Below are 23183 nucleotides of genomic sequence, written 5' to 3'. Positions count from 1 at the left end.
TGAAAAATGGTACAATGAATGTATCATATCAGATAAAGGAATATTATGCGTTTAGATAAATTTTTAGTAGGGGCTGGAATCGGTTCACGCAATGATGTCAAACAATTGCTTAAGAAAAAACAAGTAACTGTTAATGGTGAAATTGAAACCTCTCCAAAGACTCAAATTGATGAGAAAATAGACAAAATTGTCTGTCAAGGTGAAAATCTTTCCTATGAAAAATATGTCTATTACATGTTAAATAAACCCAAAGGTGTGATTTCAGCAACAGAAGATAATCACCACAAAACGGTTTTAGATTTGTTGGATAAAACAGCTTGGGATAAAGAAGTCTTTCCTGTTGGGCGATTAGATATTGATACTCACGGGCTTTTGTTTTTGACAAATAATGGGAAATTGGCGCATGCCATGCTTTCGCCTAAAAAGCATGTTGATAAGCTTTATCGCGCTAAAGTAGCTGGGATTATGACAGCTGAAGATGTCGAGCATTTTGCTAAAGGCATCGAGTTGAAAGATTTCACGTGTCAACCAGCGCAGCTAGAGATTTTAGAAATTGATGAAGCTGCAAAGACAAGCTTAGTTGCTATCACAATCAAAGAAGGAAAATTTCACCAAGTCAAACGCATGGTTTTAGCTTGTGGCAAGGAAGTCACAGACTTAGAACGTTTGAGTATGGGACCATTACAATTGGATGAAAACTTATCACTCGGTGAGTGGCGTCGATTGACAGCAGAAGAGCTAGCGAAACTAGAAGTATTTGACGTTGAGCTGTAAATTTCTTACAGTACTTATTTGATTATTTAGCCTAATCATGTTAAGATAATAGTAATAAAATCAATTGAGCGAGGTGTATTAAGGTGGCATTTGGTGAAAACGGACCACGTAAAAAAACAGCGTTTGAAAAAATGACTTTAGTAGTTGTTATCTTAATGGTTCTAGTAACTGTAGGTGGTCTTATTGCGACTGCTATTGGTTCAATTATTTAAAGAACGCTGAAGAGGCGTTTTTTTATGCTTTTGCACATCCAATTTTAGTGCAACAGTTATTACAATGAAAGAATAGGAATTAATAATGAGTATGTTTTTAGATACTGCCAAAATCAGCGTTAAAGCTGGTCGTGGTGGTGATGGCATGGTTGCCTTCCGTCGTGAAAAATACGTCCCTAATGGCGGTCCTTGGGGAGGTGACGGTGGTAAAGGTGGCTCAGTCATCTTTAAAGTTGACGAAGGACTTCGTACATTGATGGACTTCCGTTACAACCGTATTTTTAAAGCTAAATCTGGTGAAAAAGGGATGACAAAAGGAATGCACGGACGTGGTGCAGAAGACCTTATTGTTCGTGTCCCACAAGGAACAACTGTTCGTGATGCTGAGACAAATAAAGTTATCACTGACCTTGTTGAAAATGGTCAAGAATTTGTTGTGGCTCATGGTGGACGCGGTGGACGTGGTAACATCCGCTTTGCGACACCACGTAACCCTGCACCAGAAATTGCCGAAAATGGTGAACCAGGTGAAGAACGTGAACTTCAACTTGAATTGAAAATCTTGGCCGATGTTGGTTTGGTTGGGTTTCCATCAGTTGGTAAATCTACATTACTAAGTGTTGTTACAGCTGCTAAGCCCAAAATCGGTGCTTATCACTTTACAACAATCGTGCCTAACCTTGGTATGGTTCGCACAAAATCAGGTGACAGCTTTGCCATGGCTGACCTTCCAGGATTGATTGAAGGAGCTTCACAAGGTGTAGGTCTTGGAACACAATTCCTTCGTCACATCGAGCGTACACGTGTTATCTTGCACGTTATCGACATGTCAGCAAGTGAAGGTCGTGACCCTTACGAAGATTATGTTTCAATCAATAACGAACTTGAAACTTACAACCTTCGTTTGATGGAACGTCCACAAATCATCGTTGCTAACAAAATGGACATGCCAGAAGCAGAAGAAAACTTGAAAGTCTTCAAAGAAAAATTGGCAGCAAATTACGATGATTTCGATGAAATGCCAATGATTTTCCCAATTTCAAGCTTAGCTCACCAAGGCTTGGAAAATCTGATGGAAGCAACAGCAGAGTTGCTTGGCAAGACTGATGAATTCTTGCTTTACACTGAAGATGACATGATTGACGAAGAAGTTTACTACGGATTTGATCCAGACGAACGTCCGTTTGAAATTTCACGTGATGACGATGCTGCTTGGGTATTGTCAGGTGAAAAACTTGAAAAACTCTTTGTCATGACAAATATGGAACGTGACGAATCAGTTATGAAATTTGCCCGTCAATTGCGTGGTATGGGTGTCGATGAAGCCCTTCGTGAACGCGGTGCTAAAGACGGAGATATTGTTCGTATTGGTAACTTCGAATTCGAATTCGTGGATTAATATAAGATACAAAGTCCGTTAAGCGAGCAAAGCAAAAATAGAAATTTTAACGAAGAGCAATGAGCTCTAGGAAAAATTATCTTTTTTGCCAAGTTCGTAGGACGTGTTTGATTGTTATGTTAGCTATTACTAATTGGTATATTAATTAACAGTTGTGGCAAGCTCTATAGAGCGTTGCCTAGGCATCTTACTAGTTTGAAAATGGTTTAATGTCGAACCCATTTTCTCATGTCGTAGCAGGTGTTTATCAACAATAATAAGTTTTATAGATATTTTTAACGGGAGGTTCTTATGGGTGAAAAACCGATATCTTTTAGAGATAAAGATGGTAATTTTGTATCAGCAGCCGATGTTTGGAATGCTGAAAAGCTAGAAGAACTTTTCAATACCCTTAATCCAAATCGATGTTTTCGCTTAGAACGTGAAAAATTAGCAAAAGAAAAAGCAGGAGAAGCAGAAGACCAAGAGTCTTAACCTGCACTCCTACTTGAGCTCAGCTTTTTGGCTGGGCTTTTTTAGTTGCTATCTAAGGAATTTTCAGTTAAACGGTAGTGCTTTCTTGCAACGGTTTGAATAAAATGTTGGTCGTGAGAAACACTGATTATGCATCCTGGATAATTAAGGAAGAGTTCGCGGATAAGCGGTTGGCTTGTTGGTGAAAGATGTCGTGTTGGTTCATCAAGAATAATCACTTGATTTTTAGAAAGGACCGTGTGGGCTAAGAAAAGTTTAGCTTTTTGCCCCCCAGATAGGTTAAGAGCAGAGTGCTCCATTTCTTTTCGTGTAAATTGAAGGCAAGCTAGGATGGTTCTTGCGGTATTCTCATTTGCTACATCGTCTAAAAATTCGAGAGTTGAAATCTCTTTTGAAAAGAAACTGTCGTAATCTTGTGGCATGTAACCGATAGAAAGTTGCTGATTTTGGTTTAGGTCGTGATAAATCTGTTTGATTAATCTTGTTTTTCCAATGCCGTTTTTACCTGTTATCACTAATTTATCTTGTCCGAAAATATCTAAATTAATTTTCTGACCAGTTGGTAACTGGTGCTTTTTCCAAGAAAGAATTCTCTTGTTTTTATCAAGTGTTGAAATATCATTAAAAAAGAGCGCGATGTTATCCATGTTTTCTGGAAAGTCGACACGATTGCTATCTTCTTTTTGATACCTTTTTTCAAGTGAAAGAACAGTTTTCATCTTTTTAGCCGCCAGTCTTCCAAGAGTGCTGTCATGAGTGTGTCTAACATTATATTGGGCAGCTTGGTGGATGCGATGGTATTTTTGCATCTTCGTTTTTTCTTTAAGCGATAGTCGTTTTTGGCTTCTTGTAATTGCTTAGTATAAGTGCTTTGGCGTTGTTTAAGGTAATCTAGGTACTTTCCTTGGAAATAGCTGGCGCGAGGAAGTTGACGATGCTTAAGAAGTTCAAGATGTAAGATGGCAGTAGCAGTATCTTCAAATATAGCTTCATCGTGAGAGATAAAAATAATGGTCTTATTAGATTCTTGAATGAATTTTTTTAAGACTACTTGACTGTCAATATCAAGATCGCTGCTTGGCTCATCTAATAAGAGTAAATCAGCTTCTTGTCCAGTTAATTTAGACAGTTGGAGTTTAAGTTTCTCACCGCCTGATAAGCTAGATAAAAGTTTATTTTTTTCTTCTAATGTAGCAAGATTCAAACCTAGTTGCGCAGCCATTTGATAAAAAGCTGTATAATTGAAAAGATAATCCATATTCTTATAAAGAAAATCAGAGATGGTCTGGTCATTTTTAGACAGGAATTGTGGAAGGTATCCGTTTTTTTTTAAAACTGATTACGAATTTGTCCAGTATAGTCAGCATAGCTTGCAATTAATTTTGGGGATACGATAGTTTTTAGTAGGCTTGATTTTCCTGTTCCTTCCTCTCCAATAATGGCTAATTTCTCACCAGGATTTACAATGAGATGCAAGTCCGTAATGATTGGCTTAGAATCCTTGAAATGGTGAATGGATAACTGATTAATTTCTAGCATAAGATCCTCGCTTTCAAAAAAACACACTCTACCATAGCAGGTAGAGTGTGAATCTCATTATGGTCAACGCTAAAAATACCCAACACGTCTGAAGGATAAGCAAGAGAATAGAGAACTGCACTAAAAACAAAACCTGATATGGTATACCAAAACGTTTTGTTCTTAGTTGTTCATTGCTTAAATTCCTCCTACTTGATTTGCTTTCATTTTAGCAAAAGAGTGCTATTTTTGTCAAAGAATATGCGAAAATCCCCAGTCAAAAGGCTGAGGATTTTTGAAATTAATAATTTTCAGCTCGGACTTCGAAGTAAGATTGAGCGTGAGCGCAGACTTGGCAAACTTTTGGTGCTCTTGTACCAACAATAATGTGACCACAGTTGCGACATTCCCAAATCTTAACTTCGCTCTTTTCAAAGAGTTTAGCAGTTTCGACATTTTTGAGAAGAGTACGATAGCGTTCTTCGTGGTGCTTTTCGATTTCAGCGACCATGAGGAATTTTTTAGCAAGTTGAGGGAATCCTTATTTTTCGGCGGTTTTGGCGAATTCAACATACATATCTGTCCATTCGTAGTTTTTACCATCTGCAGCAGTTTCCAAGTTTTCGGCAGTATCACCAATGCCAAAGAGTTCTTTATACCACATTTTGGCGTGTTCTTTTTCGTTGTCAGCAGTCTTCAAGAAAAGTTCTGCGATTTGTTCAAAGCCATCTTTTTTGGCTCTTGATGCAAAGAAAGTGTACTTGTTGCGTGCTTGAGATTCACCAGCAAATGCAGCTTGTAAATTTTTTTCGGTTTGAGTACCAGCATACTTAGACATATCAAAGTCCTCCTTATATTAAACAGTAGATACCTACTGATTTTACACAGAAAAAAGTTATGGATTTGCTACCTTAGCGCTCTTATCTCGCCTAAAAAGGAGTTTTTCTGTCAATATAAGTGAGGTAATTCCCAAAGCTATTAGGGTGAGTTTAATTATGTAGCTTGTCTTGATAACTTACCTTCAGTCTACCAAAAGCAAAAATGGAAGTCAAAGTTTTAATAGAGATTGTTAAAAGAAAATATTGTTATTTGGTCAATATGAAGGCATCGAAAAACTAGGTCTTAAAACCTAGTTTTTTGATTTATTAGACGTTCAATACTTTATTCAAGAAGTCTTTTAGACGTGGGTGTTGAGGGTTATCGAAGATTTGTTCTGGTGTTCCATCTTCAATAAATTGTCCACCGTCTGTAAAGATGACACGGTTGGCAACTTTACGAGCAAATCCCATTTCGTGGGTAACGATTAACATGGTCATGCCTTGTTCTGCCAAGTCTTTCATAACACCAAGAACGTCACCAACCATTTCTGGGTCAAGTGCAGAAGTTGGTTCGTCAAAGAGCATGATATCAGGATTCATTGCCAAGCTACGTGCGATAGCGACACGTTGTTTTTGACCACCAGATAGGCTATCTGGTTTGGCATCGCGTTTATCAGCAAGCCCAACTTTTGCAAGAAGTTCCATAGCGTGTTTTTCAGCATTTTCTTTACTTTCCTTTCCTAATTCGATAGGAGCGAAAGTGATGTTTTCAAGAACAGTCATGTGTGGGAAAAGGTTGAAGTGTTGGAATACCATACCGATGTTTTCACGAACTTTATCGACGTCAGTATTTGGATCAGATAGTTCATAACCGTCGACAATGACTTTACCACTTGTGATTGTTTCAAGAAGGTTAAGCGTACGAAGGAAAGTTGATTTACCAGAACCAGAAGGTCCAATGATGCAGACAACATCACCTTCGTGGAATTGTGTTGTAATTCCTTTTAAGACTTCATTATCTCCATAAGATTTATGCAAATCTTGTACATCAATTTTTAATTCTGCCATTATTTAAGCCTCTTTTCTAGACGTTTTGCTAAACGAGTCAAAAGGGTGATTATTACAAGGTAGATGATTGCTAAGATAGCGTACATTCGGAATGATTGGTAGTTACGAGCGATAATGATTTTACCTGTTTGGAAGAGTTCAACAAGACCAATTGCTGATACGATAGTTGTATCTTTCAATGAAATAACGAATTGGTTGATGAAGTTTGGCAACATCACGCGAACGGCTTGTGGCAAGATAACTTTTTTCATTGTCTTACCGTATGAGATACCTAAGCTTCGACTTGCTTCCATTTGTCCTTTAGGAACTGCTTCGATACCACCACGAACAATTTCAGCGATATAAGCACCAGCGTTCAATGAAAGTGCGATTGTTGCAGCAAGGAAATCATTGATTGGGCTTTGGTGACCTGTCATTGATTCGATAAGGTTTGGAATTCCCCAGAAGATGAAAGCAGCGACGATCATCAATGGGATACCACGAACAACATCGACAAAGACTGCTGATATTGTACGAAGAACTTTATTTGGAGCAACGGCCATCATACCAAAGATGATACCAATAACCATAGCAATTGCAAATGAAATTAGTGTTAGACTAAGAGTTGTTCCAAGACCTGAAAGCAATTGTGAGTAGTTGTTTTTGATAAGTCCCCAAATAGTTGTTTCATCAACACTTGATGAAGTTGATTTCTTATCGTCTGATGAGCCAAGGTATTTGCTTACGATTTTATCGTATTCACCTGATTTGACAAGTGCTGCAAGACCATTGTTGAACATTTCAAGTAGTTCAGGGTTAGCACCTTTGTTAACAGCAAATCCGTATTCACCAGATTTTTCGCCATCAACTGGTGTTTCAAAGTTACGACCTTGTTTGATAGCGTAACGAAGTACGGCTTCATCATCCATAAGAGCGTTAATTGAACCTGAGTTCAAACTATCATACATAGTTGATGCTTCGTCGAAAGCACGAAGTGTGTAGCCGTATTGAGCAGCGTGTTCAGACAACCATGTGTATGATGATGTACCATTTTTAGCTCCAACAGTTTTGCCGTTTAAATCTTCATATGATTTAACAGAACTTCCTTTTTTAACAGCAAGCAAGATGTTTGAAGTGTAATATGGATCTGAGAAATTGAAGATTTCTTTACGAGCATCAGTGATTGACATACCTGCCATAACACCGTCAGCTTGACTAGCTTGAACAGCGTTAAGTGCAGCGTCAAAACCAGGATTTGAGATTTCGATATTGAAACCTTGTTGTTCTGCGATAGCTTTAATTAAGTCAACGTCGATTCCTTCGTATTTACCTGAGTCATTTTGGTATTCAAATGGGGCAAATGAAGAATCCATGACGATTTTGTAAGTTGATTTAACAGGTGTTGCTTTTGCAGAAGCGTCTCCAGTTAATTTTAGGCTGCTTGATGCAACAATACTTGATTTGTCATCAGATTTCTCAGAATCACCAAGCCATTTTGCCATGATAGCATCGTAAGTACCATCTTTTTTCATTTCGGCCAATGCGTGGTTAAATTCATCAATAAGGTATTCGTATTTGCTTCCTTTTTTAACAGCAAATGCGAAGCTTCCGACTTTTTCTCCATCGATATTGATAGCATAGTTTTTACCTTGACTGATTGCGTATTGGACAACAGGTTGGTCATCCATAGCAGCGTAAACTGAACCAGCATCTAGGCTATTGTTCATCAAGTCACTAGTATCAAATGTTTTGATTTTATAACCGTATTTCTTTTGGTTTTCTTTTAGGAATGCTTGAGCAGCAGTACCGTTTTTAACACCAACAGTTTTACCTGAAAGTTGTTTATAGTTAGACACTTTAGCATCGCTACGAGTGTAGACAACAACAGCGGTATCGTAATAAGTATCTGAGAATGTGAAGACTTTTTTACGAGCTTCTGTCACTGTTGTACCAGCCATAAGGGCATCGGCTTGACCAGCTTGAACAGCATTAACGGCAGCATCGAAACCAGGGAATGTCATATCGATATCCCAACCCTCTCGATTTGCGACTTCATTAATAATGTCAACGTCAATACCTTTATAAGTTTGATCTGAATCTTTAAATTCGAATGGTGCGTATGCTGTGTCAGATACGATACTAATTGTATCTGCTTTAGCGTCTACACCAAACACAAAGATTGCAGAAACCATTGCTAGCATAATAGCTTTCAATTTGTGCTTCATGTAAGTCTCCTTTTGAATAGATTGCATTAATTATATCAAAATTCAGACAGTTAGGCAACTTTAGATTTTAACCCATGTTAGAAAATCTAACATGAGAAGTCAGGATGAATTGTCTTCGATATCAAAAGGGAGTATTTTACCTTTATTTATGATAAAATGAAGGTAATAAAGACAGTTTGAGGAATATTATGATTGATAGAATAGAAAATAATCATTTTAAATTAGTCTCGAAATATGAGCCATCTGGTGACCAACCACAGGCAATCGAGACTTTAGTTAATAATATTGAAGGGGGAGAAAAAGCTCAGATTCTTCTCGGAGCAACAGGTACTGGTAAAACTTATACGATGAGTCAAGTCATTGCTAAAGTTAATAAACCGACCCTTGTTATTGCACATAATAAGACCCTGGCTGGTCAGCTTTATGGGGAATTCAAGGAATTCTTCCCAGAAAATGCGGTTGAGTACTTTGTATCTTACTATGACTATTACCAACCCGAAGCTTATGTGCCATCAAGTGACACCTATATTGAAAAAGATAGCTCGGTCAATGATGAAATTGACAAGCTACGCCACTCAGCAACGTCATCACTTCTTGAACGAAATGATGTTATTGTCGTTGCATCTGTATCATGTATTTATGGTTTGGGGTCACCGAAAGAATATGCTGATAGTGTTGTAAGTCTTCGTCCAGGTCAGGAAATCTCACGTGACCAATTGTTAAATGACCTTGTTGACATTCAATTTGAACGAAATGACATTGATTTTCAACGTGGTCGCTTTCGTGTTCGCGGTGATGTGGTTGAAATTTTCCCAGCCAGCCGAGACGAACATGCCTTTCGTGTCGAATTCTTCGGTGATGAAATTGATCGCATTCGAGAAATCGAAAGTTTGACAGGCAAAGTTTTAGGCGATGTTGAGCATTTGGCGATTTTCCCAGCAACTCACTTCATGACCAATGAAGAACACATGGAAGAAGCTATTCAAAAAATCCTAGCAGAAATGGAAGATCAGGTTAAGCAGTTCGAAGCTGAAGGCAAACTCATCGAAGCACAGCGTATTCGTCAACGTACAGAATATGATGTCGAAATGCTTCGCGAGATGGGCTATACAAATGGTGTTGAAAACTATTCTTCTTATATGGATGGACGTTCAGAAGGTGAGCCGCCATTTACCCTTCTTGATTTCTTCCCAGAAGACTTTTTGATTATGGTTGATGAAAGTCATATGACCATGGGACAAATCAAGGGAATGTACAATGGTGACCGTTCACGTAAGGAAATGTTGGTTAACTATGGATTCCGCTTGCCAAGTGCACTTGATAATCGTCCGCTTCGTCGTGAAGAGTTTGAAAGTCATGTTCACCAAATTGTTTACGTCTCAGCGACACCTGGTGATTATGAACTAGAACAAACCGATACTGTCGTTGAACAAATTATTCGTCCGACAGGGCTACTTGATCCTGAGGTGGAAGTTCGTCCGACGATGGGGCAAATGGATGACCTTCTTGGTGAAATCAATGCTCGTGTTGAAAAAGGTGAGCGTACCTTTATCACGACATTAACCAAGAAAATGGCAGAAGATTTGACGGATTACCTCAAAGAAATGGGTGTCAAAGTAAAATACATGCACTCAGATATCAAGACTTTGGAACGTACCGAGATTATTCGCGATTTGCGTTTAGGTGTTTTTGATGTTTTGATTGGGATTAATTTGCTGCGTGAAGGGATTGACGTACCAGAAGTTAGCTTGGTTGCTATTCTTGATGCGGATAAAGAAGGATTTCTCCGTAATGAACGTGGTCTGATTCAAACCATTGGTCGTGCTGCGCGAAATAGTGAAGGTCATGTTATCATGTACGCAGATAAGATTACAGAATCAATGCAAAAAGCCATGGATGAAACAGCGCGCCGTCGTAAGATTCAAATGCGTTACAACGAAGAACATGGTATTGTACCGCAAACCATTAAGAAAGAAATTCGCGATTTGATTTCTATTTCTAAAGCGACAGATACTGAAGTGGCTGAGGATACGCCAGATTACTCAAGTATGAACAAGGCAGAGCGCAAAGATGCTATTAAGAAATTGCAAAAACAAATGCATGAAGCTGCTGAAATGCTTGATTTCGAGCTCGCTGCTCAATTGCGTGATATGGTGTTGGAATTGAAAGCAATGGATTAGAAGGGAAAATGTAAGAAAATGTCTCGTGCACAACATGTGATTTTAACTAATATGTGCTTAATTGAAGATGGCAAAGGCAATGTCGTCATGCAGGTTCGTGACCCAAAACGTTATTCTTGGTCAGGCTATGCTCTTCCTGGAGGACATATTGAAGCTCATGAAGGATTGGTAGAATCAGTTATCCGTGAGGTCAAAGAAGAAACAGGACTTACCATTAAAAATCCTCAGTTAGTTGGGATGAAACATTGGTACACCAAAGAAGATAAACGTTATCTCGTTTTCTTGTACCGAACTTCTGATTTTGAAGGGAATGTTCATTCGACCGATGAGGGAAAAATTAAATGGGTAGCTAGAAAAGACTTACCTAACCTTGACTTAGCATATGATATGTTAAATTTGCTACGTGTTTTTGAAGAAGATGACCTTAATGAACTCTTTTATCGTGAACGCTTAAAAGACGATTTCTTACGTGAATTTTGGTAAGAGTAATAAGTTGTCTTCCTATTTGAATAGCCAGATTTTAAACAATCAAAAAGCTTGGAACAATTGTTCCAAGCTTTTTTTGATAATTAATAATAGAAGGGGAGAAGTGATTGAACTTCTTCTTATTTAACTGAACCACCAGTAATGCCTTCAACGTAGTATTTTTGCATAAACATGAAGAGAAATGTGATTGGGACAGCGATAAGAACTGAACCAGCAGTGAATGACATGAACCAGTCATTAATGGTATCTTGTTGCAACATTGAGAATAGACCGATGGCAACAGTGTATTTACTTATTGCATCACCTAGGATAACCTTAGCGAAGATGAAATCAATCCAAGGACCAATGAAAGCCATAAGCGCTGTGTAGACAATGATTGGTTTTGAAAGTGGGAGAGTGATTTTAAAGAAAATGTCAGCGCGAGTAGCTCCATCAATCATAGCAGATTCATCAAGTGAGTAAGGAATTGTATCAAAGAATCCTTTAGCAATGTAGAATCCAAGCGCTGCACCAGCAGAGTAAACTAGAATAAGTGCAAGCAATGTTTGGTCAAGGTTGAATGCTTTTAAGATGTAGTAAACAGCAATCATACTCATGAAACCAGGGAACATATTAAGTACAAGTGCTAACTTCAAGAAACCATTGCGGTGTTTGAATTTGATACGACTAAGTGAGTATGCCATAGCAACGTTGATGAATGTTGAAATTACACAAGTGGCAGAAGCGACGAATAATGTATTCAAGAACCATTGCCCAAATGGAAAGGCATCAGAAGTAAATAGTTTAATGTAATTATCTAGCGTCCAAGTTTTTGGAATGAAGTAGTTAACGTATGCTGTTCCTTCGCCACGGAAGCTAGTAAGAACAACCCAAACGATTGGAAAGAGCCAGATGATTGATAAAACAATCAATAAAATATAGACAAAAGTCAGTGTTAATCTTTTTTTGTTTTTCATTATTTAGCAACCCCTTCCTTGTAAGAACTTGTTCTTGTGTAAGCCAAGAGACTAAATACAGCAGAAAGAACAAAGATAAAAATACCGATAACAGAAGCAAGGTTGTAGTCAGCTGCAGTAACTGTTAAGTTGTAGAGCCAAGTAACAAGCAAGTCTGTGCTACCAGCTTGGTAGAAGTTAGAGTTAGTAGGACCACCACCAGTAAGAAGGTAAATAACGTTGAAGTTGTTAATGTTACCGATAAATTGTTGAATCAAGTTTGGCATCATCACAAGTAAGATTTGAGGGAATGTGATTGATTTAAAGATTTGGAATTTATTGGCACCATCGATTTCAGCGGCTTCTATTTGTTCTTGTGGAAGGTTCATGATAATACCTGAAGCGACAAGCATTGTGACAGGAATACCTACCCACATGTTAACGATGATGATTGAGAATTTAGCCCAAAGTGGGTCTGACAAGAATGGCAGTGGGTTTGCAGCAGAGATAAGTCCGATTTTTTCAAGGAATGCATTGACTGGACCTGCATCACTGAGCAAGTTTCTCATGATAAGAAGTGAAATGAATTGTGGCACAGCAATTGTGATAACGAAGATAGTACGCCACATTTTTTTCAATTTCAATCCTTTAGTATTAATGATTAATGCAAGAACAATACCAAAGAAGAAGTTAGTAACAGTAGCAAAGACTGCCCAAATTAATGTCCAAGACAAGACTGGGAAGAATGTTCCTGCCATACGACCATTAAAGATGTTACCGAAGTTAGCAAAACCAACCCAGTCAAACAAACTTTTCGGTGGTAAATGATTATGATCATAATTTGTGAAAGCCAAACAAATCATATAAATTAATGGCAAGATAGTGAAGAGAAGAACCCCAATCATTGGGACTGCCATCAAAGTCATGTGGAAACGACCGTTTGCCAATGTTTCAAAGTCTTCTTTAAAGGTAGGAACTTTCAAACCTTCTTTATCGATGACATAAAGATTTCTAGCGCTCTTAAGATTACACCAATAAATATAAGCAAAAACAAGGCAGAAGATAAGAGAAGCAAGACCGAAGATAAGCATTAACATTGAGTTATCGCCATCAACAGCAACTTTCATCTTAATCCCGTTGACGGTTTGTTCAACAAGACCTTGTTGGTGTGTTCCCAGAGTGATTAATCCTTGCAAGTTTGGAATAATCTGAGAGAAGAAAGTGATTAAAAAAAGAATCTCTGATAGTAAAAACAAACAACCTTTAATGATCTGTTTATGGTAAAAATTTGAGAATCCCATAATCAGAAATGACAGTTTGGTATCAAATTTTCCTTTTTTAAAAGCCTCAGTAACTGATACACTGTCAAAATAGTGTGAATTAGTCATACAAAACTCCTTTTATTAATCTTGTTGGAAGTCACTGCTAAAAATTTAATCTTAAAGTTCTTAGTAATAACTCCGACAAGAGTTTCCCTAAAAATAAAGTGGGGATGTAACTCCCCACTTTAGAACATCTTACTTAGCGTTAGCTAAATCTTTGTCAAATTGTTGCAATTTAGCGAGGTAGTCACCACTTTGAATTTTACCATTGTAGACATCGCTGAGAAGTGCAGCGCTTTCAGTCCAGAATGTAGTCATTTGACTAAGTTTAGGTGTTACAACTGTGTAGTCTGATGATGAAGCCATCTTGATAACTGCTTGAGCCAATTCATCTGATTGAACTTTATCTGATGATTGAACTTCTTTGTTAGCAGGAATAATGTTACGACCTTTGTAAGTGAATTGGTTTTCTTGGCTTTCTGCGCTAGTAAGCATAGAAGCAAGTTTGTAAGAAGCAGCGATACGTTTTGTATCTGAACCTGCAGGAGCTTGGTTAACAGCAAAGAGTTTCACACCAAGGAAAGCTTTTTGTTGTACTTCGTTACCGCCGATTGAGATTTTTGGATAAACAGCGATACCAAGATTATCTTTACCAACAGCGTCTTGTGCAGCTTTAAGATCCCAAGGGCCTGATTCAAGTGAAGCAACGCTTCCGTCACCGAATTTAGACATTGCATTTTCAGCAGTCAAGTTAACGAAACCTTTGTTTGATTTTTGATCAGCAATCCATTGAAGAACAGATACACCAGCTTCGTTACCCCAGTTTGTGCCATCAACTGTTTCACCGTCTTCTCCGAATAATGTGCAACCAACTGACATGAAAAGTGGGGCAGTAGCGTAAGCATTCATCGATTTGAAAGTAGCACCAAATGTAGCTTTGCTTGTAATTGTTTCATAGTTAGTAACATCTTCTTCAGAAAGTTTAGACTTATTATAGAAGAGAACTTGTGATTCAATACCGAATGGGAAGGCGTATGTTTTACCTTTGTATTTTGCACCAGCTATTGCTTGATCAGTATCGTTAGTAGCAATTTCGTTGGCATATTCTTCTGGAACTTCTTGGATAACACCAGATTCAACTAGTTGACCAAGTTGATCGTGTGGAAGTGAAAAGACATCAGCAGCTTTTTGTGGGTCTTTCTTAACGTTTTCTTGTGCTTTTGAATCGTTTGATTCAACAACTTTTACAGTGTAGCCAGATTCTTTTTCGAAATCTTTAACAATAGCAGTGTAAGATTTTTTAGCACCAGTTGGTACCCAAAGTTTGATTGTCTTGCTGTCAGAGGCAGAAGATGATTTAGTTGATGAGTTATTTGAACAAGCAACTAAAACGCTTCCAGCAAGTGTTAAACCTGCACCAGCAAGGACCATTTTTTTCCATGTGTTCTTCTTCATGAGTTTCCCCTCCTAGAGAAAGATTAGTAATATTATTTACACCTATATTATGCAACCGTTTGCAGTTAATGTCAAGCGTTTTTTGTAAAAAAGTTTAAAAAACTTAAAAGGTCAAACAAAGAAAGTGATAATAAGTGCGTTAATCTGATATATATTGGTCAGTTTTTACTATAAAATAGCTTGAAAAAACAATATTTTTCTAAAAAATATCACAAAATAGGGCAAACAATTGCAGAAATATCTTATTTATGTATAATAGGGGATAAAAATAAGAGTTTTTACCTCTAAAACCTTGTCAGTACAGTAAATCTTTTATAAAATGTAAGATGCAAAGGAGACTTAGATGGTTACAATTAAAGATGTAGCGGCTAAAGCTGGCGTCAATCCTTCGACGGTTAGCCGTGTTTTGAAGGATAATAAATCCATTTCTCAGAAAACAAAAGACAAAGTTCGGAAAGCGATGGCAGAGTTAGGTTATGTTCCTAATGTGGCTGCCCAAATGTTAGCCAGTGGGCTAACGTATAATGTTGGTTTGATCTTTCCACCGTTAATCACACCAGATCGTTTAAACGAACCATTCTTTATGCAAATTCTTTCTACTATAACTAGCGAAGCGAAATTAAATGATTTTACAATTTCTATTGCAACCGGTATGACAGTTGATGAATTAGAAGAACAAGTAAAATTAATGTATCGCCAAAAACGTGTAGATGGATTTATTATCTTATACTCTGATCCAGAAGATCCAGTTCGTAAGTATTTAATGGATAATAATGTACCTTTTGTGATTGTCGGTGCTCCCGAAGGTTTCGAAAATGATATTATTCATATAGATAATGATAACCAATTGATGGGTAAAAAAGCAGTTGAATATCTTTATCAAAAAGGACATCGTGAGATTCTATTTGTTACGGATGATTTAAAATCTGAAGTGTCATCAGAACGTTATTTTGGTTACCTTCGAGGCATGGAAAAATTTGGTCTGACAAGCGATAAAGCAGTTTTGTTCGATCGTAGAGATCCAATGATTCTGGAAGCATTAATTGAAAAAATTGAATCAAGTAAAGCAACGGCTCTGATTGTGATTGCTGATACAATTTCAGTTCGATTAGCACAGTTCTTGTCTTATTATCAATTGAAGGTTCCTGATGATATTTCAATTATCACTTTCAATAACTCAGCCTATTCCACTTTGATTCACCCTTATATGACAACATTTGATATTAATGTTGCTAATTTAGGTCGAACTAGTTTCAGACGATTGGTCGAATTGATTAAATCTCCTGAAACGGCGATTACCGAAAAAATCATTGTTCCTTTTACCTTGAGAGAGCGTGAAAGTGTCCGTCAATTGCATGTTGAAGACAAATAAATTCCCTTTCTAGCGGTTTTTATGAATGAAAATAAACGCCTTAATTGCTATTAGTTTTAGCAGTTGAGGTGTTTTTTTATTTTTTTTGCAAAAAATGATTGACTTACGCAAACGCTTGCGTTATAATTTGCAGTGTAAAGATCGTTGATAAAGGAGAAAACATATGGAAAAACGTGCAAGTGGTGTACTGATGCATATCACATCATTACCCGGCAAACAAGGGGTGGGAACATTTGGTCAAGAAGCTTATAACTTTGTTGATTTCTTGGTTGAAACTGACCAAACATATTGGCAAATCCTACCATTAACAACGACAAGTTATGGTGATTCCCCTTATCAATCATTCTCAGCAACAGCTGGGAACACACATTTAATTGACTTAGAATTGCTTTGTAAACAAGGTTACTTGGCAAAAGAAGATTTTGAAACAGTTAACTTCGGAGATGATTTAGAAAACGTAGATTATGCTCGTATCTTCGAAGCACGACGTCCAATTTTGGAGAAAGCAGTTGCAGAATTTATGCAAAATTCTGATAACCAAAAAGCTTTAGCTGAGTTTGAAAAAGAAGCAAGTTGGGTAAAAGATTACGCAGAATTCATGGCAATCAAAGAGTTCTTTGGAAATAAAGCTTTGCAAGAATGGGATGATAAAGCAGTTGTTCGCCGTGAAGAGGCAGCTCTTGATGCTTATCGCGAAAAACTAAAAGATGCGATTACTTATCATAAAGTCACTCAATATTTCTTCTACCAACAATGGGCTGATTTAAAAGCTTATGCTAATGAAAAAGGCATTAAGATTATTGGTGATATGCCAATCTACATTTCTGCTGATAGTGTAGAGGTTTGGACAATGCCTGAACTTTTCAAAGTTGATGCTGAAAAGAACCCACTTTGTATTGCTGGTGTTCCTGCGGATTCATTTAGTGATGATGGTCAACTTTGGGGAAATCCAATTTATGATTGGGAAAACCACAAGAAAACAAATTATGCTTGGTGGGTTTACCGTATTAAAGAGGGGATTAAGCTCTACGACCTTCTTCGTATTGACCACTTTAAAGGTTTCTCAGATTATTGGGAAATTCGTGGCGATTACGAAACTGCAAATGATGGTAGCTGGCAACCTGGTCCAGGACGCGCTTTGTTTGATGTCGTACGTGACGAGCTTGGCGAACTTCCTATTATTGCAGAAAACCTCGGTTATATTGATGCCAAAGCTGAGCAATTGTTAACTGACACTGCTTTTCCAGGTATGAAGATTCTTGAATTTGGTTTCTATGATACCGAAGGTAAGAGTATCGATGCTCCACATAACTGCAATAAAAATAGCGTTGCTTATAATGGCACACATGATAATGAAGTGGTTAATGGTTGGTATGACAACTTGACTGATGAACAAAAAGCATTTGTTGATGCTTATACACATCGTCATGAAGGCGAACCAATCACACAAACAATGCTTCGTACCTTGTTTGCAACGGTTAGTGATATTGCAATTGCAACTATGCAAGACATCCTAGACAAACCAGCTGAGTCTCGCATGAACATTCCAAATACTGTTGGTGGCAACTGGAAATGGCGTATGTTAAAAGAGGATTTGACAGATGAACGCAAAGCATTCTTGAAAGACATTACAGCACTATATTGCCGCAAAAATACATTTAAATAAAAAGAAAAAGGGATATTATAATGACAACTAAATTTAAAGATTACGTAACTTCAAAAGGCCAAAAACTTGCTGAATTGAGCAATGAAGATATCTATGTAGCGCTTTTGCACTACGTTAAAGAATTAGCTGCCGAAAAACCAAAAAATACAGCTAAACGCAAAGTTTACTACATTTCTGCTGAATTTCTTATCGGTAAACTTTTGTCAAATAACTTGATTAACCTTGGTATCTATAAAGATGTTAAAGCTGAACTAGCTGCAGCAGGTAAATCAATCGCAGAAGTAGAAGATGTCGAACTTGAACCATCACTTGGTAATGGTGGTCTTGGTCGTTTGGCATCATGTTTCATCGATTCAATGTCAACTCTTGGTATCAATGGTGAAGGTGTTGGACTTAACTACCACTGTGGTCTATTCAAACAAGTCTTCGTTGATAACCAACAAGAAGCAGAAGCTAACTACTGGATTGAAAAAGAATTCATGGCTTGTACCAACTGACATCAGCTACGATGTTCCATTTAAAGATTTTACACTTAAATCTCGTCTTGACCGTATTGATGTTCTTGGTTACAAACGTGATACTAAAAACTACTTGAACTTATTTGATATTGACGGGCTTGACTACGGTTTGATTCACGATGGTATTTCATTTGATAAGACTGAAATCAAGAAGAACTTGACACTCTTCCTTTACCCAGATGATTCAGACCGTAATGGTGAATTGCTTCGTATCTATCAACAATACTTCATGGTATCAAATGCTGCACAATTATTGATTGATGAAGCTCTTGAACGTGGTTCAAACTTGCATGACTTAGCTGACTATGCTTATGTTCAAATCAATGATACTCACCCATCAATGGTTATTCCTGAATTGATTCGTCTCTTGACTGAAAAACACGGTATCGATTTTGATGAAGCTGTATCAATCGTGAAAAGTATGGTTGGTTATACTAACCACACAATCTTGGCAGAAGCACTTGAAAAATGGCCTCTTGATTACCTCAATGAAGTTGTCCCTCACTTGGTAACAATCATTGAAAAACTAAACAAACTTGTTGCTAGCCAATATTCAGATCCAGCTGTTCAAATCATTGATGATTCAGGTCGTGTTCACATGGCTCACATGGATATTCACTTCTCAACTTCTGTAAACGGGGTAGCTGCACTTCACACTGAAATCCTTAAAAACAGTGAATTGAAACCATTCTATGACATTTACCCTGAAAAATTCAACAACAAAACAAACGGTATCACATTCCGTCGTTGGCTTGAATTTGCTAACCAAAATTTAGCGGATTACCTTAAAGAGCTTATCGGTGATGAATATCTTACTGATGCTACTAAGCTTGAAAAATTACTTGCTTATGCTGACGATGAAGCTGTTCATGCAAAACTTGCTGAAATCAAACACAATAACAAATTGGCGCTTAAACGTTACCTTAAAGATAATAAAGGTATTGACCTTGATGAAAACTCAATTATTGATACACAAATCAAGCGCTTCCATGAGTACAAACGTCAACAAATGAATGCTCTTTATGTTATTCATAAATACCTTGAAATCAAACGTGGTAACCTACCAGAACGTAAAATTACTGTTATCTTTGGTGGTAAAGCAGCACCAGCATACATCATTGCACAAGATGTTATTCACTTGATTCTTTGCTTGTCTGAATTGATTAACAACGACCCAGAAGTAAACAAATACCTAAATGTTCACTTAGTTGAAAACTACAATGTTACGGTAGCTGAACACTTGATTCCTGCGACAGATATTTCAGAACAAATCTCTCTTGCTTCTAAAGAAGCTTCAGGTACTGGTAACATGAAATTCATGTTGAATGGTGCATTGACACTTGGTACCATGGACGGTGCAAACGTTGAAATCGCAGAACTTGTAGGTAGTGAAAATATTTACATATTTGGTAAAGATTCAGATACAATCATTGATCTTTATGCAACTCAAGGTTACGTAGCAACTGATTACTATGAAAATGATCCTGTCATCAAAGAAGCAGTAGACTTTATTGTTAGTGATGAATTGGTTAAACATGGTAATGCTGAACGTCTTGAACGTCTCTATAATGAATTGATTAACAAAGATTGGTTCATGACTTTGATTGACCTTAAAGAATACATTGCTGTTAAAGAACAAATGCTTGCTGATTACGAAGATCAAAAATCTTGGATGACTAAAGTTATCAAAAATATTGCTAAGGCTGGTTTCTTCTCATCAGACCGTACAATCGAACAATACAACGATGAAATCTGGCACAGCAAATAAGATTAAATAGAGTATAAACAAGAACGCGAGGTTGATAAAAAGACCTCGCGTTTTATGTATATACAAAAAAATACAAAAATAATGAATTTTTATAAAAAAAGGGTTAGACAAATGTATAAATATTAAATAAAATGTATACATATACAAAAAAGAAAAGAGAAAATGACTATGAAAGTAAGTAAAATGTTTGGTGGGTTAGCTCTTGTTGCTTCAGCTTTTCTATTGACAGCTTGTGGCTCAGGAAATCAAAAAGATACATCAGTTTCAGATATTAAAGATAAAGGAACTCTTGTCGTTGCTATGAATCCAGAATTCGCTCCTTTTGAATTTAAAACTTTAGTTGATGGCAAAGATACTATTGTTGGTGCGGATGTAGAGATTGCAAAAGCTATCGGTGAAGAGCTTGGTGTTAAAGTGAAATTCTCTTCAATGTCATTTAACAATGTTTTGGCAAGTCTTCAATCAGGTAAAGCTGATGTGGCTATCTCAGGTATTTCAGCAACGCCTGAACGTAAAAAAGCTTATAATTTCTCAGAAGCTTATTACGAATCAGAAAATGTTGTATTGATTAAGAAAACAGACGTTGATAAATATACAAAAACAAGTTCATTAGCTGGTTTGTCTGTCGGAACTCAAAAAGGATCTATCCAAGAAAATGTGGCTTCTGAACAATTGAAAGGTTCAAAAGTTGTTGCTTTGACACAAAATGGCGAAATGATTAATGAATTGAAAAATGGTCAAATCCAAGCAGTTGTCCTTGAAAAACCAATTGCAGAAGGCTACGCTGCTAATAACGATGATTTGACAATTGCTAATATCAAGTTGAAAAATGATGACGCCGACGCTTATGCTGTAGCCCTTCCTAAAGGTGACGACAAATTGACTAAAGAGGTCAATAAAGTTATCAAAGACTTGAAAGATTCAGGAAAAATTGATCAATTTGTTCAAGAAGCTTATGCTTTGTCAACTAATGAATCAAGTAACTAAGGAGAAAATGATATGAAGAAGTTTTTAGGAGGTTTGTTTCTACTTTTAGCATTAGGAACGATGACAGCTTGTTCAACGTCAGGAACAAGTCAAAAAAGTATTCAAAATAAAGGTAAAATCGTCATCGCGACGGAATCAGAATTTGCACCTTTTGAATTTAAAACTTTAATTGATGGAAAAGATACCTTGGTTGGTGCAGATATTGAACTAGCTAAGGCAATTGCTAAAGAATTGGATGTTAAAGCTGATTTTTCAGTGATGTCCTTCAATAACGTTCTCGCTTCTGTGACTTCTGGTAAAGCTGATATCGCTATTGCGGGAATTTCAGTGACAGATGAACGTAAAAAAGCTTACGAGTTCTCAGATGCTTATTATGAAGCAGAAAATGTCGTGATTCTTAAAAAAGCTGATTTAGCGACTTATACAAGTCTTGAAAGCTTGGCAGGAAAATCTGTTGGTGCACAAAAAGGGTCAATTCAAGAGAACATTGCCAAAGACCAATTACCAAGTTCAAGTCTAGTTTCACTAACTTCAAACGGTGAAATGATTAATGAATTGAAAAATAATCAACTTCAGGCAGTTGTGCTAGAAAAAGCGATTGCTGAGGGCTATATTTCTCAAACTCCTGATTTAGCCATCGCAGATATGCCATTGAAATCAACTGATACAGATGCTTATGCTGTAGCCTTTGCTAAAGGAACTGATAAAAAGTTAATTGCTTCTGTGAATAAAGTTATCAAGAAAGCTAAGAAATCAGGGGAGTTTGATGCATGGATTGAAAAAGCTTCGACTTACACGCAAAGTAGTTCTGAGTCAGAATAATGAAGTGAAAGGAAACCGAGGGTTATTGCTCTCAGTTTTTCCTTATGAATGGTAAAATAATCTTAGAAAGTCAAAAGAGGTAAGCGATGAAATTACCACGATTTGGAGTTGAAGAATGGCTCAATAGCCACGAAAGAGAAGCAGTGTATGACATTGCAGGTGTGTCAATAGAAGCTCTAACATTGCAAGAGTTATTTGAATTGACAAGGGAATCTGAAACATCTTTTTATCAGGAATTACTTACTAAAAAATTAAATTATGGCTGGATTGAAGGCTCGCCAGAATTTAAAAAGGCGGTCAGTCAATTATATGAATCTGTGACTGAAAATCAAATTCTCCAAACTAACGGTGCTACGGGTGCCAATATGTTGGTCTTGTACGGTTTGATTGAACCTGGGGATCATGTGATTTCTTTGTATCCAACTTACCAACAACTTTATGATATTCCAAAATCTTTGGGAGCAGATGTTGATTTATGGCAGGTCCGTGAAGAAAATAAGTGGTTACCAGATTTAGCAGAACTTCGTCAATTGATTCGTTCAAATACCAAAATGATTTGCATTAATAACGCCAATAACCCGACGGGTGCTGTTATGGATGATGACTATCTGCGTGAGTTGATCGCTATTGCTAGGTCTTGCGGAGCTTATATTTTGGCTGATGAGGTTTATCGTCCTTTTACGGACACAAAAGTTTCGTCGATTATTGATTTGTATGAAAAGGGAATTTCGGTAAATAGTCTTTCTAAGACCTTTTCACTGCCAGGAATTCGTGTCGGCTGGGTGGCCGCTTGTGATGAAGTGACTGATATTTTGCGTGATTATCGCGACTATACCATGATTTGTGCGGGTGTGTTTGACGATATGGTTGCTAGATTAGCTTTGAAACATAAGGACGTAATTCTAGAGCGTAATCGCAAAATCATCAGACAGAACCTTGAAATTCTTGACAAATGGATAAAAAAAGAGAAAAAAGCTTCCTATATAAGACCAGCAGAAGTGCCGACTTCATTTGTCAAATTGGAGGTTGATTGTCCAATTGAAGAATTTTGCCTGACTTTGCTCAAAAATTACGGTGTCTTATTGGTTCCTGGAAACCGTTTTGAGCGAGAAGGATATGTTAGATTAGGATATTCATGTAAAAAAGAGACTTTAGAAAAGGGACTAGAGTTACTATCTTTATGTTTAAATGAATGAATTTTTATT

The 23183-nt window shown here is 37.2% G+C and carries 18 protein-coding genes and 2 pseudogenes; 12 read left to right on the top strand and 8 right to left on the bottom strand.

Annotated features, from left to right (window positions below):
- The first annotated feature begins 45 nt into the window (after positions 1-45).
- The 4 genes from STRINF_RS07965 (at position 46) to STRINF_RS07955 (ending at position 2859) form a co-directional block, all read left to right on the top strand.
- On the top strand, positions 46-774 hold the full coding sequence (locus STRINF_RS07965; protein WP_006532584.1) for a pseudouridine synthase: 729 nt from the start codon (positions 46-48) through the stop codon (positions 772-774).
- Positions 775-857: 83 nt separating this feature from the next.
- A complete protein-coding gene (locus tag STRINF_RS10025; RefSeq protein ID WP_006532583.1) occupies positions 858-986 on the top strand; it encodes a DUF4044 domain-containing protein in 129 nt (42 codons plus the stop codon).
- An 85-nt stretch (positions 987-1071) separates the two neighbouring features.
- Positions 1072-2385, top strand: coding sequence for a GTPase ObgE (gene obgE / locus STRINF_RS07960; protein WP_006532582.1), 1314 nt, complete (start codon positions 1072-1074; stop codon positions 2383-2385).
- Between the two features lie 291 nt (positions 2386-2676).
- Entirely contained in the window at positions 2677-2859 is a 183-nt protein-coding gene (locus STRINF_RS07955) for a hypothetical protein (protein ID WP_006532581.1), read from the top strand.
- Between the two features lie 41 nt (positions 2860-2900).
- On the opposite strand, the pseudogene STRINF_RS07950 reads toward STRINF_RS07955, so the two are convergent.
- The 5 genes and pseudogenes from STRINF_RS07950 to STRINF_RS07935 all read right to left on the bottom strand — a co-directional run bounded on the left by STRINF_RS07950 (position 2901) and on the right by STRINF_RS07935 (position 8467).
- Positions 2901-4398, bottom strand: a pseudogene (locus STRINF_RS07950) (ATP-binding cassette domain-containing protein).
- Between the two features lie 280 nt (positions 4399-4678).
- Entirely contained in the window at positions 4679-4888 is a 210-nt protein-coding gene (locus tag STRINF_RS10780) for a rubredoxin-like domain-containing protein (protein ID WP_006532577.1), read from the bottom strand.
- 30 nt (positions 4889-4918) lie between these two features.
- On the bottom strand, positions 4919-5215 hold the full coding sequence (locus tag STRINF_RS10775) for a rubrerythrin family protein (protein ID WP_006532576.1): 297 nt from the start codon (positions 5213-5215) through the stop codon (positions 4919-4921).
- Between the two features lie 307 nt (positions 5216-5522).
- Entirely contained in the window at positions 5523-6263 is a 741-nt protein-coding gene (locus STRINF_RS07940) for an amino acid ABC transporter ATP-binding protein (RefSeq protein ID WP_006532575.1), read from the bottom strand.
- Positions 6263-8467: an ABC transporter substrate-binding protein/permease gene (locus tag STRINF_RS07935; protein WP_043878429.1), complete on the bottom strand. Its 2205-nt coding sequence runs from the start codon at positions 8465-8467 to the stop codon at positions 6263-6265. Before STRINF_RS07935 ends, STRINF_RS07940 begins: the two co-directional genes overlap by 1 nt.
- Positions 8468-8655: 188 nt before the next feature.
- On the opposite strand from STRINF_RS07935, the gene uvrB reads away from it, so the two are divergent.
- Positions 8656-10647 (top strand): excinuclease ABC subunit UvrB, encoded by a 1992-nt coding sequence (uvrB, locus tag STRINF_RS07930; RefSeq protein WP_006532573.1) that lies wholly within the window; start codon positions 8656-8658, stop codon positions 10645-10647.
- 18 nt (positions 10648-10665) lie between these two features.
- Positions 10666-11130, top strand: a complete 465-nt coding sequence (locus STRINF_RS07925; protein ID WP_006532572.1) for an 8-oxo-dGTP diphosphatase — start codon at positions 10666-10668, stop codon at positions 11128-11130.
- Positions 11131-11252: 122 nt separating this feature from the next.
- Here STRINF_RS07925 and STRINF_RS07920 read toward each other — a convergent pair whose 3' ends face one another.
- The 3 genes from STRINF_RS07920 to STRINF_RS07910 form a co-directional block, all read right to left on the bottom strand.
- Positions 11253-12089 (bottom strand): sugar ABC transporter permease, encoded by an 837-nt coding sequence (locus STRINF_RS07920; RefSeq protein ID WP_006532570.1) that lies wholly within the window; start codon positions 12087-12089, stop codon positions 11253-11255.
- Complete coding sequence (locus tag STRINF_RS07915; RefSeq protein ID WP_006532569.1) at positions 12089-13456, bottom strand: carbohydrate ABC transporter permease; 1368 nt, start codon at positions 13454-13456, stop codon at positions 12089-12091. The genes STRINF_RS07920 and STRINF_RS07915 overlap by 1 nt, the downstream gene beginning before the upstream one ends.
- A gap of 129 nt (positions 13457-13585) precedes the next feature.
- Positions 13586-14845, bottom strand: a complete 1260-nt coding sequence (locus STRINF_RS07910) for an extracellular solute-binding protein (RefSeq protein ID WP_006532568.1) — start codon at positions 14843-14845, stop codon at positions 13586-13588.
- 343 nt (positions 14846-15188) lie between these two features.
- Between STRINF_RS07910 and STRINF_RS07905 the strand changes: the two genes are divergently transcribed.
- The 6 genes and pseudogenes from STRINF_RS07905 (at position 15189) to STRINF_RS07880 (ending at position 23174) form a co-directional block, all read left to right on the top strand.
- Entirely contained in the window at positions 15189-16217 is a 1029-nt protein-coding gene (locus STRINF_RS07905; RefSeq protein ID WP_006532567.1) for a LacI family DNA-binding transcriptional regulator, read from the top strand.
- Between the two features lie 163 nt (positions 16218-16380).
- Positions 16381-17883, top strand: a complete 1503-nt coding sequence (malQ, locus tag STRINF_RS07900; RefSeq protein ID WP_006532566.1) for a 4-alpha-glucanotransferase — start codon at positions 16381-16383, stop codon at positions 17881-17883.
- Positions 17884-17903: 20 nt separating this feature from the next.
- Positions 17904-20169 (top strand): annotated as a pseudogene (glgP, locus tag STRINF_RS07895) (glycogen/starch/alpha-glucan family phosphorylase).
- A 168-nt stretch (positions 20170-20337) separates the two neighbouring features.
- Positions 20338-21156: an ABC transporter substrate-binding protein gene (locus tag STRINF_RS07890; RefSeq protein WP_115283754.1), complete on the top strand. Its 819-nt coding sequence runs from the start codon at positions 20338-20340 to the stop codon at positions 21154-21156.
- A 12-nt stretch (positions 21157-21168) separates the two neighbouring features.
- Positions 21169-21978 carry a transporter substrate-binding domain-containing protein gene (locus STRINF_RS07885; RefSeq protein WP_006532562.1) on the top strand — a complete coding sequence of 270 codons (810 nt, stop codon included), beginning with the start codon at positions 21169-21171 and terminating at the stop codon, positions 21976-21978.
- Between the two features lie 86 nt (positions 21979-22064).
- Positions 22065-23174 carry an aminotransferase gene (locus tag STRINF_RS07880; protein ID WP_006532561.1) on the top strand — a complete coding sequence of 370 codons (1110 nt, stop codon included), beginning with the start codon at positions 22065-22067 and terminating at the stop codon, positions 23172-23174.
- Positions 23175-23183: the final 9 nt, after the last annotated feature.

This window comes from Streptococcus infantarius subsp. infantarius ATCC BAA-102, from assembly GCF_000154985.1.
GTDB classification, from domain to species: Bacteria; Bacillota; Bacilli; order Lactobacillales; family Streptococcaceae; genus Streptococcus; species Streptococcus infantarius.
Note: the sequence above shows the minus strand (reverse complement) of the source record. Positions and strands in the feature narration are given on the sequence as shown.